10 protein-coding genes are annotated in these 10,368 nt (G+C 67.8%); 3 read left to right on the top strand and 7 right to left on the bottom strand.

Annotated features, from left to right (window positions below):
- Positions 1-2,167: FAD-binding and (Fe-S)-binding domain-containing protein (locus B9G38_RS11680; protein WP_086220480.1), on the bottom strand; the 2,167-nt coding region annotated here is incomplete at its 3' end.
- 147 nt (positions 2,168-2,314) lie between these two features.
- Here B9G38_RS11680 and B9G38_RS11675 point away from each other — a divergent pair.
- On the top strand, positions 2,315-2,629 hold the full coding sequence (locus B9G38_RS11675) for a PRC-barrel domain-containing protein (protein WP_049929743.1): 315 nt from the start codon (positions 2,315-2,317) through the stop codon (positions 2,627-2,629).
- 37 nt (positions 2,630-2,666) lie between these two features.
- Here the strand turns inward: B9G38_RS11675 and B9G38_RS11670 are convergent, their stop codons facing one another.
- The 4 genes from B9G38_RS11670 to B9G38_RS11655 form a co-directional block, all read right to left on the bottom strand.
- Positions 2,667-2,993, bottom strand: a complete 327-nt coding sequence (locus tag B9G38_RS11670) for a hypothetical protein (RefSeq protein WP_086220479.1) — start codon at positions 2,991-2,993, stop codon at positions 2,667-2,669.
- Positions 2,994-3,039: 46 nt separating this feature from the next.
- On the bottom strand, positions 3,040-3,456 hold the full coding sequence (locus B9G38_RS11665) for a hypothetical protein (protein ID WP_049929741.1): 417 nt from the start codon (positions 3,454-3,456) through the stop codon (positions 3,040-3,042).
- A gap of 66 nt (positions 3,457-3,522) precedes the next feature.
- Positions 3,523-4,218, bottom strand: coding sequence for a hypothetical protein (locus B9G38_RS11660; protein WP_086220481.1), 696 nt, complete (start codon positions 4,216-4,218; stop codon positions 3,523-3,525).
- A gap of 96 nt (positions 4,219-4,314) precedes the next feature.
- Positions 4,315-4,875 carry a thioredoxin family protein gene (locus B9G38_RS11655; protein ID WP_086220478.1) on the bottom strand — a complete coding sequence of 187 codons (561 nt, stop codon included), beginning with the start codon at positions 4,873-4,875 and terminating at the stop codon, positions 4,315-4,317.
- Positions 4,876-5,053: 178 nt separating this feature from the next.
- On the opposite strand from B9G38_RS11655, the gene B9G38_RS11650 reads away from it, so the two are divergent.
- On the top strand, positions 5,054-5,413 hold the full coding sequence (locus tag B9G38_RS11650) for an AbrB/MazE/SpoVT family DNA-binding domain-containing protein (protein WP_086220477.1): 360 nt from the start codon (positions 5,054-5,056) through the stop codon (positions 5,411-5,413).
- Positions 5,377-5,787: a PIN domain-containing protein gene (locus B9G38_RS11645; RefSeq protein WP_086220476.1), complete on the top strand. Its 411-nt coding sequence runs from the start codon at positions 5,377-5,379 to the stop codon at positions 5,785-5,787. Before B9G38_RS11650 ends, B9G38_RS11645 begins: the two co-directional genes overlap by 37 nt.
- 153 nt (positions 5,788-5,940) lie before the next feature.
- Here B9G38_RS11645 and B9G38_RS11640 read toward each other — a convergent pair whose 3' ends face one another.
- Positions 5,941-6,885 (bottom strand): DUF368 domain-containing protein, encoded by a 945-nt coding sequence (locus tag B9G38_RS11640; RefSeq protein WP_086216406.1) that lies wholly within the window; start codon positions 6,883-6,885, stop codon positions 5,941-5,943.
- A gap of 43 nt (positions 6,886-6,928) precedes the next feature.
- The gene (locus tag B9G38_RS11635; protein WP_086220475.1) at positions 6,929-10,087 is read right to left on the bottom strand and encodes an oligosaccharyl transferase, archaeosortase A system-associated; all 3,159 of its coding nucleotides are present in this window, start codon (positions 10,085-10,087) and stop codon (positions 6,929-6,931) included.
- Between the last annotated feature and the right edge of the window lie 281 nt (positions 10,088-10,368).

Here is a 10,368-nt window from a genome sequence, read left to right as displayed (position 1 = left end):
GCGCGAGCGACTCGAAGCGTCCGAGCAGCCGCGTCCGCAGATCGATCCCGTGCTCCTCGTGGTGGGCGTGCTCGACCTCCGCCTTCAGCTTCGCCATGTCGACGCCGCTCGGGCAGTCCACCTTACACCCCTTACAGCCGACGCAGAGGTCCATCACCTCGGTGACGAACTCGTCGTCCGTCGGGTCGTCCGGGAGCTCGCCGGAGATGGCCCCGCGGAGCATGTTCGCCCGCCCGCGGGTCGACTGAACCTCCTCCTCGGAGGCGCGGTAGGTGGGACACATCACGCCGCCGGTGGTCTCCTGCGGGCCGCGGCAACCGCCGCAGCCGTGGCAGAGCTCCACCATCCCCTGCATCCCGTTGTCGACCGCCCACTCCATCGCGGGGTCGAACCCGGCGTCGTACTCGTAGTCGGCGTCGAACCGGAGGTTCTCGCCCATGTCGACGTCGCCGCAGACGTTGCCCGGGTTGAGCAGCCAGTCGGGATCGAACGCGGTCTTGAGGTCGCGGAACGACTCCCAGAGGTCGTCGCCGTACAGCTTCCGGTTCCACTGGGTCCGCGCGCGGCCGTCGCCGTGTTCGCCCGAGACGGAGCCGCCGAGCCGGACCACCGCGTCGGTGACGCGGTCGGCGATGTCGAGCATCGCCTCCACGTCGTCGACCTCCTTCGTGTTGATGAGCGGACGGATGTGTAACACACCCGGGCCGGCGTGCGCGTAGAAGGTGGCGAAGGTGTCGTTGTCCTCCAGAATCTCTTGGAACTCGCGGGTGTACTCCGGGAGGTGTTCCGGCGGGATGGCGCAGTCTTCGATGAAGGAGATGTGCTTCTCGTCGGTGGTGCGCGAGAGGAGGATCGGTAGCCCCGCCTTCCGCATCTTCCAGAACCGGTCGCGCTCGTCCGGGTCGTGCGCCTCCAGCGCGTCGACTGCGCGGCGAGGGTGGCTCGTCGTCTCTGCGGCGCCCGCGCTCGGGTCTGTCGTCGTCTCGACGCGGGCTCCCGCGGCGCCGTCGGCCGCGCCGACCCGGTCCGCGATCAGGTCCGCGACCTTCTGTTCTCCCGTCGCGTCGTCCTCGGCGTAGAACTCGATGAGCAGCACGGAGTCGGTGCCGTCGGGTAACATCCCGACGACGTCCTCGAACTCCGGCGTGTCGGCCGCGAGCCCGAGGAGGACGTCGTCCATTACCTCGACGGCGGCGGGGTCGTGTTCGAGGCACGCGGCGACGTCCTCCATCGCGTCGAGGAGGTCCTCGTAGGTCAGCAGCGCGACCGCCTTCGTCTCCGGGATCTCGACGAGCGAGACGGTCGCCTCCGTCACGGTCGCGAGCGTCCCCTCGCTGCCGGCCATGAGGCGGCCGAGGTTGACGACGCCCTCCTCGCCGTGCTCGCCGCGGTACTCGGCGAGCAGGCGGTCGAGGTTGTAGCCGGAAACGTTCCGCTTCAGCTCCGGGAAGCGCTCGTCGATCTCGTCGGCCTCCTCGTCGAGGATCCGCACGACCTCGGCGTGGATCCTCGGGAGGAGCCCGTCGGCGTCGGGGTCCGCTGACTCGCGGAGCTCCTCGACCGCCACCTCGCCGAACGTCGTCACGGTGCCGTCGGCGAGGACGACCTCCAACTCCTCGACGTAGTGGTCCGTCTTGCCGTACTTCAGCGAGTGCGCGCCGGTGGAGTTGTTGCCGATCGCCCCGCCGACTGCGGACTTGTCGCGCCACGCCGGGTCGGGTGCGAACTTCAGCCCGGCCGGTTCGACCGCGGCGTTGAGGTCGCCCACGTACGCGCCAGCCTGAACGCGGGCGGTCTCCGCGTCGGGGTCCGTCGACAGCACGCCGTCCATCTCGTCGGTCAGGTCGAGGACGACCGCCTCGTTCACGGTCTGGCCGGCGAGCGAGGTACCGCCGCCGCGGGGGAGGACGGGGATCCCCTCCTCGAAGCAGTACTCGTGGACCGCGGCCACGTCCGCGGTCGACTCCGGGATCACGACGCCGATCGGCGTGACCTCGTACGCCGAGGCGTCGGTCGCGTACAGCCGCTTCGAGTAGTCGTCGAACCGCACGTCGCCGTCCACTCGCCGATCGAGCGCGTCGACGAGATCCGGCCGTTCCACCGTCCCGCCGGTGTAGTCGAAGTCCCCGCCGTCTGTCGGGTCCGGCTCCGAGGTGTTCGTCGCCATACGAATCCCTCACGGTCGAATTATGAAAAACCTCCTGCCGTCGGCGCGCGGCGGGAACCCGGGCCGCGGGACCAGCCCGCGCTCACCGTCCGACGCGCGTCGTTCGACAACGAACGCTTAATAGGCGCGCTCGTGACCGTACCGAGTATGAACGCAGCCCCCGAGGAGATCACGTCGCTCGTCGGTCGCGAGGTGTACTCGAGCAACGGCGTCTTCGTCGGCGAAGTCGAGGACATCCAGCTCGATCTGGACGCCCGCGCCGTGACCGGACTCGCGCTCGCCGAACTCAACCACGAGCTGTTCGCCGGGCAGGTGGGCGGCTCGACCGGCGTCATCGTTCCGTACCGCTGGGTCCGCGCCGTCGGCGACGTCGTCCTAATCAACGACGTCATCGAACGATACGACGCCGGCGAGCCCGACGAGGAGGCGCCGGAGGTCGAGGCGCGCTCGGAGGCGCGCTAGGCGCGGCCGGCCGCTCCCAGACCCCCTTGGCTCCCGCTCAGAACGGCAACGCGTCGCGGAGGCTGGCGATCACGCCGCGCTCCTCGCGGCGCGCCTCGTCGAACACCGGGTACAGGGCGTCGAGGAACTCGGTCTCGTTCTCGAACTTCTCTTGCGGCACGCGGTCGAGCGCGTCCGCGAGCGCGAGGGAGCGCCCCTGCGCGTCGTAGGGAACCTCCTGATCGCCCAGCGCGTCGCGGAGCTCCGCGGTCGTCGCGGGGAACGACACGCCCGCCTCGTCGAGCCGGGCGTCGAGCGCGGCGATACCGAACTCGATAGCCTCGGGCTCTTTCGCGCCGCCGCCGCCGGGTGGCCGTGCTGCCATTACGCCGGGGTATTCCCTCCGACGGCTTGAAACCCCTGTTCTCCGCTCACTCCGGCACGGATTCGCTCGGCGGAGCGGCGTCGACGACCGCCAGTTCGACTCCCGTTCCGGAGCGGTCGAAGGCCGCGACAGAGTCGCCGTCGTACGGCGGGACGGCGACGATCACCACGGCCGCGAGGTCGTCGGTGCGCGACACCCCGAGGAACCCGTCCGGGTGCGAGAGGAACCGCGCGCCCCCCTCGCCGGCCGGCGTGCCGAGGTCGACGCCGAACACGGAGTTGACCGAATTCCCGACCGACGGCAGTGTGAAGTGAGTCACCACCGGCGTCTCCGGGTCGAGCCCGATGTCGGCCTCGAACTCGCCGGCCGGCGTCGCGGAGAGCCGGACGTTCACACCGTCTGGGTCCTCGCTCGCGGCGCGCTCGCGGAGTACGGCCAGTAGATCGCGGGTGACGTAGATCACTGTTCGACCTCCGCTATGGGACGGATTGGCAAAAGGACACGCACGGGTCGTCCCGCTCGGTCGCGTTCAGAACGGCAGCGCGGACGCGAGCGTCTTCGCGTACAGCCCGGGCGCCTTGCGCCGCGAGTCCGAGATGGCGTCCTCGACGGCGACCGCGGCTCGCTCGTGGACGCCGACGCCGTGACCGACGAGCACGCGCTCGGGGTCGAGCCCGGAGAGCGCGCTCGTCGGCGGGGTGAGCCGCAGCATCGGGTGGACGCCGAGGCGCTCGCGGTCGCCGCGGAAGTACGACGCGGACCCGAGCGACTCCGGGACGATCAGCGTCTCGCCGTCGAAGAGCCCGACCTCCTGCCACGGCGGCACCGACGAGTCGCGGATCCGGATCGCCTCGAAGCCGGTGTCCGTGAGCCGCGACCCGAACCGCTCGACCTCGACATCGTGGCCGAGATCCTCGGTGACGCCGGTCATCCACTCGGGGACGTACACCGGGGCGTCGTGGCGGGCGGCGAGTTCGCCGCTGTCGCGCACGTGGCGGTCCAGTCCGACCACGACGCCGGCGACGGAGCCAAGCCCGTCGAGGAGGTCGTCGACACCGGGCGCGTCGACCGGGTCGACGACCCACACGTCGTCCGCGTCCGCCTCCTCGTTCTCGACCGCGAACGCGTGGCTCGCGCGCTCCATCGTCTCGTCGGGGTACGCGATCCAGCCGACGCCGCCGTCGTACCGGTCGATCTCGTGGAGGTCCGGCTCGTCGCCTTTCATGCTCATACCACCCGTTCGACCCGGTCCCTTGTTAAGTCGTCTCTGTTAGTGCGGCGTTCCGACTTCGGGAGGGCGTCGGTCGCTCACTACCGTCCGCTACTCGCCGGGCCACTTGATGGAGCAGCCGCGCGAGGGCCGGTCCGGAATCTCGACGTCCTCACCCGCGAGGACGGCGTCGACTGCGTCGCGGATGTAGAACTCTGTCGGCTCGTCGTCGGGGTTGAGCGCGTCGTCGAGCCGGCCGTGGTAGCGCAGCCGCCACTCGCCGTCCTCGCGGCCGAAGAGGAACGGGTCGGGCGTACAGACGGCGTCGTAGGCGGCCGCGACCTCGCCGGTCTCGTCGCGAAGGTACGCGTCGTACGCGACGGTGCCGTCGGCGACGGCCTCGCGCATCGCCTCGAAGGAGTCCTCCGGGTATGCGTCGGCGTCGTTGGGGTTGATCCCGACGACCGCGAGGTCGTCGTACTCGGCCGCAATCTCGTTCAGCAGGTCGATCTTCGCCTTCGCGTACGGGCAGTGATTACACGTGAACACGACGAGCAGCGCGTCCGTCTCGAAGTCGTCGCGCGCGTGGGTTTCGCCGTCCGCGCCGGGCAGTTCGAAGTCGGGCGCGGCGTCGTCGCGGTCGAGTTCCGAGTCGGATTCCATCTGGACCATACGCGGCCATACGGGCGGACACTGAAAAGGCATTGCGAGCTACTCTAGGTGTCGAGTCAGGGTCCACGACGGGCCGCACACTTGAGACCGGCGAGTCAATGTCCGATCTGATCTATTAACTACCTAACTCAACGCTAGCGTTTTATATGACTAAGCAAAAGTATCAATAAGAAATAGTATAAGCGAGACGGAGTCTGAAAAGGTGGTGTCCGTATCGTCGCGCGGGCAAGCCACAATCCCGAAGGAGTTCCGTGAGGAGTTGGGTATCGACACGCCCGGCCGTGTGAAGTTCATTCGCACTGAAGAGGGCGACATCGTTGTCCGCCCCATCCGCTCGGTTACAGACCTGCGTGGGGTTTTGGAAGGAAAAACCGATGAGCAGGGGCGCTCAGCAACGGAGCGCCTCCAAGAGGAACGTACAGCGGACAAAGCCAGTGAAGAAGAGTTGCGACAGCGCTACGCCGGTGACGACGAGGCTGACGAACGACGGACTGCGCTGAGATTCCCGAAACGATCGTCTTCGACGCTGAACCACTAATCACGTATTTTTGTAACGAACCAGGGAGCGACACCGTCGAAACGTACGTTGACGCCATTGAAGGCGCAGCAGACGGTTACATCTCGGCGATCAATCTTGCCGAGGTCCACTATATCGTGCGGGCAATCGACGGCGAGGACCGGGCTGATGCCGTCGTCGACGTCCTCGAGGAAAGTGGCATCCGTCGCATCGACACCGAACAGACATGGGCGCGAGCAGCCGACTTCAAATTCCGCTACTCGCCAGCACTCGGTGATGCTTTTGCGCTCGGGACAGCAGCCCACGTCAGCGGGGTGCTGTTGGTCGGTGCCGACGACGGCTACGACGATGTCATCGATGTTCCGATCACTCGGTTCCGGACCGAACCGGCTTGACTTCCTCCACGACTGTTGTGGGCTCTCCCCTCTGTTCTCTGTAAGGTCGGCCAGAACCCGGGCCACCGACAAGGCCACCCATTTGGGGGTGGTTGGTGACGGCAGACTAGCTGTGACCCGCTTTCCCTTCTTGGCCGCGACCGGACCCGCCGCTCAGTACTCAATCGCCGCGGAGTAACGATTCAGAACGGCCACGAGCCCGGCACCGACGAGCGCCGCCAGCGCGAACCGCGGGGCGGCCGCCCGCCACGACTCGCCGCTCTCGGCCAGCCGGGCGGACACCTCCACGAGCGGCGCGCGCAGCGCCCCGACGATCAGGCTCACGAGGAAGGCGAGCGTCGCGGCCCGCGCCCGGGCTAGCGCGTATCGGACGGCGTGGGCGATCGTGAAGAGCCCGCCGACGCCGCCGAGCAGGAACGCCGCCACCGGCGGCAGCGTCTCGACGAGCGCGTCTCCCCCGTTTCCGAGCGCGAGCGCGCCCGCGCCGTCGACGAATCGAGACACGACGCCGGACATGTACTCGTACTGGCCGAGGACGATAAGCAGCAGCGAACCCGAGATCCCCGGCAGCACCATCGCGCTGACCGCGACCGCCCCGGCGACGAAGACGACCGGCAGCGAGCTCCCGAGCGCGGTCGCGGCGACGCCCGACGCGAGGAACGCGAGCGCGAACCCGGCGACTGCGGCGGACTTCCGGCGCGGCGTCGAGAGGTCGACGTCGCCGAGCAACACCGCGGCGCTCGCCGCGATCAGCCCGAAGAAGAAGCCGTACGTCGCCACCGGTTGCGTGGCGAGCAGGCGGTTCACCGCGCTCAACACGGTCACGACCGCGGTCCCGATCCCACCCCCCAGCACGAGGAGGAAGGCGCCGTCGACCTCCCGGAACGCGGCCCGAGCGTCGGCGCGGCGTCCGGGCCGCACGCCCGCGAGCACGCGGCGCGCTCGCTCGGGGTCGACCGCGGTGACCGCCGCGATCAGGCGCTCGTAGATCCCGACGATCAGGGCGATGGTGCCGCCGGAGACGCCCGGGACGGCGTCGGCGCTGCCCATCGCCACGCCCTTCAGATACAGCGTCGCCCAGTCGCGGAGTCCGGCCATTCGTACGATAAAAAGCGGAGCGTCCCTAATGAAAGACCCGAGATCAGGCGGCCGCGGGCTCGGTGGGGGCGACCAGTCCGCTCGCGGTCGTCGCCGCGGTCGGCTCGGCGCCGAGCGGCGATCCCGCGTCGGTCGAGTTCGTCGAGCCGCCGCCGTCACTCCCGCCGCCGACCGGGCAGTCGGCGTCGCCGCTCGGACAGTCCACGATTTGCTCTTCGAGTTCGACGGTGGCTGCGGCGTCGTCGGCGCCGACGACTTGGCCCTCGGTCACCTCGACTTGGCCGACGCGCTGTGTAGTGTAGAGGTCGTCGCCGGTCGTTCGCTCGGTAGTGACATTGTACGGGCCGGTCGCGCGGACGCTCGTGTTCGTGTACCCGTTCTCGGGGCCGAACTCGTCGTACCCCGTCGTCGAGTACGGGAGCGTGAACTCGAAGTTCCCGTCGTCGTCCGCGGTCGCGTACTGCGTGTACTCGAACGTCTGTCCGTTCGGCTTCTCGAGTTCGACCGTCGCCTCGACCTCCTGACCGGGGGCCGCGCCCGATCCCTCGACGGTCGCGCCCGGCACCCGCTCGAACGTCTTGACGAAGTCGTCGCTGAACGCGCCGAACAGCGACTGACCGAACGTCGCCCGGAGGTCGACGCCGAACCGCTGGGCGAGTATCTGCGCCTGCTGGGCGTACGGAGACCGACCCGGCGCCTGCGTGGCGTGGACCAACCGGTAGTGTTCGAGTGCGTCGATGCGGTCCGTCGGGACGCCCATCACGCCGCCGATCTGCGCCGAGCCGTCTTCCTCGACGTATGACCGCGCGGCAGAGAGGTTGTCGAACCGCTGGACCGGCTGTCCTTCGCTCGGCAGGACCTTGATATCGACCTGCTCGCCGGACTGGGTCTGTGCCGTCTGCGGCTCCCAGTCGAGGACGACCGGGTCCGGCTCGACCGCGCTCCCGTAGTGCTGGTAGAGCCGGATCATCTGGCTCTCGTGGTAGCGCTGGGTGCGCGTCTGGAGGGCCGGCCGGAGTCCTCCCTGCTGCCCGTTCTGCCCTTGGACCCGCTCGTAGAGTAGCTCGTTGAAGTCGTTGACCGTCTCGTTCCCCGAGTAGAAGGTGACCGGCGCGTTGAACTTGGAGTTCGGCGACGCCATCTGCCAGTCGACCATCACGTAGCGGGTGTCGTTGCCCTCGGTGCTCTGGCTCGCGAGCACCTCCGCGGCCTCCTCCTCGCTCGGTGCGAGCAGGTAGTCGGCCGCCTCGCCCGCGTTCTGCTGGAACGGGTTGGCGTTCGGAATGCGCTCGGCGCGCGTGGTAATCCAGTGGCCGTAGTCCCACCACGACTGGACGCCGTACGCGCCCTCGGGGTACTCGAAGTCGCCGTCGGCCGGCCGCTCGTAGGTGCCGTACAGCTCCATGGGGTCGTCGGCGCCCTCGAGTTCGCCCGGCTGGGGCGTCTCGTCGTTCATCCACTGGAGGCTCTCGTCCCACTGGACGACGCTGCCGGGACTGCTCGAGTTGCCCTCCACCCAGACCGGGGCGGCACCGGCGGCCGGGAAGAGGAGCGGGAGGAGGAGGACAGCGAACACCGCGACCGCCGTCAGCACCTGCCATCCCTCGATGTCGCGGAGGGCGTCGAAGGAGGTGAGTTCGAGCGCGTCGAGCGCGACCTGGATGAAGTACGCCGTGCCGACCGCAACGACGACGGCGAAGTAGTAGTTGAAGCGGACTTGGGTGAACGCGGCGCTGCCGATGAACGCCGCCCACACGACGAAGTACAGCTCCTCGGCGTCGTACTCGACGAGCAGCGTCGCACCGACGAGGAAGGCGGCGGCGATGAGGAGACCGATCACCTGCCAGTCGACGCCGACGACGCCGCCGATCGCGCTGTACGCCTGCGGGACGGCGTAGACGGAGCCGATAACCGCGAGCGCGGCCGGGATGTATAGCGTGTGGTTCGTGTCGTCAGAGCGGTACAACGGCCGCGCGACGATGTAGAGGACTGCGGCAAGGGCGAGGAAGAAGGCGAGGCCGTACTGCGAGAGGACGAAGTTCGAGAAGGAGGCACCTTGGAGGGGCGGTTGGGCCTCGCCGATCGTGCGAGCTCCGGCGCTCGCGGAGAAGGCGACGGTGTTGAGGAGGTTACCTACTATCGTCGACCACAGCGACGGGAGGGCAAGCCAGACGAATCCCGCAGATGCGAGGATGAGCCCGCCGACCGCAGCGGGGTAGGTATTGGTCCCGAGGTCGCGCGCCTCCCACTGACGGGCGAGCCACGCGAGGAAGACGGCGCCGAGCGCGACGGCGAGCGGCGTGACGATCTGTAGGAACGAGTACTCGCTCACCGCGAACCGGAAGGTATCGAGCGGGATGACCTGCATCAGGCCAGCGACCGACAGTGCGACCGCGCCGGCGAACGCGACCGGCTCGGGACTTTTGCCGTGGTAGGTGTCGCTTGTGAGTTTGACCGCGAGGAAGATCCCAGTGAAGCCGACCATCAGGATACCCGGCTGCCACGTCCACATGTAGAGGCCGAGCGCGACTCCGGCCGCGGCGGCGTAGGTGATCGGTTTACGGAGCGCGTCCCAGTCTTGGTCGACCACGAGCTCCCACACCGGCTTCTCGCGTTCGGCGACGCCGAGCGCGACGAGGAACGCGAGAATAGCGGTGCTCTGGAAGAGGACCTCAGCCGCGCTGTGGTCCGGGAACCCGACGAGGCTGTACCGGAGGAACGTCCCGGAGAACAGCGCCAGCGTCGCGGCGCCGACGAGTGCGGGCACGCGGTCAACGAAACGACGCGCGATGAAGTACGTCGGCACCGCGACGAGCGCGCCGGCGATTGGGGCCATGACGAGCATGACCTCCTCGGTACTGCCCATGATCGGTCGGGCGACCCAGATGCCGACCGCCATGATGTGATCCCAGAGAGTACCGAACTGGCCGGCGTTCGTTCCGAGCGGGAAGCCGGTCCAGACGTCGAACGGGAGCGTATTCGGCCAGTTTTCGAGGAGGTAACTCGTTGTGCGGAGGTGGTACCACGGGTCGTTCCCCCGGAAGTACACCTCGCCGTTCTGTACGAAATTCCCGTACGAGCGCAGTCGCGTCCACAACATGAATGCGACCACGCCGAGGAGGGCGGGAACGTGATACCACCGCGCGAGGAGATCGGACGGGGACGAGTCCGATTCGTCCGGCGGATCGTTCGAATCGCTCATTATCGCAAGGGACTGTCAAAACGCGCATAAGGCTTGTCATCTCCACACGAGAAGCCGTGCGCGTGAGTGTAGAAATTTCATAGTCACGCCGAACGATATTATATTTCACACACAGTAGTACGTATCAATCACACCTATTCAGAATGTATTATTCACTCAGCTTTGAACGTTGAAGTAGGAGCATGACGTAGGCGGTAGTGAAGACGGATGATGCCGATTACGGACTTCTTGTCGTGTACGCGTGTGTTTGACGAGTTCGAATCGCTGTCATCAGCTCAACG

It is taken from the genome of Halorubrum sp. SD612, assembly GCF_002135005.1.
The sequence above is the reverse complement of the archived record's forward strand: the minus strand, read 5'-3'. Positions and strand labels throughout refer to the sequence as shown.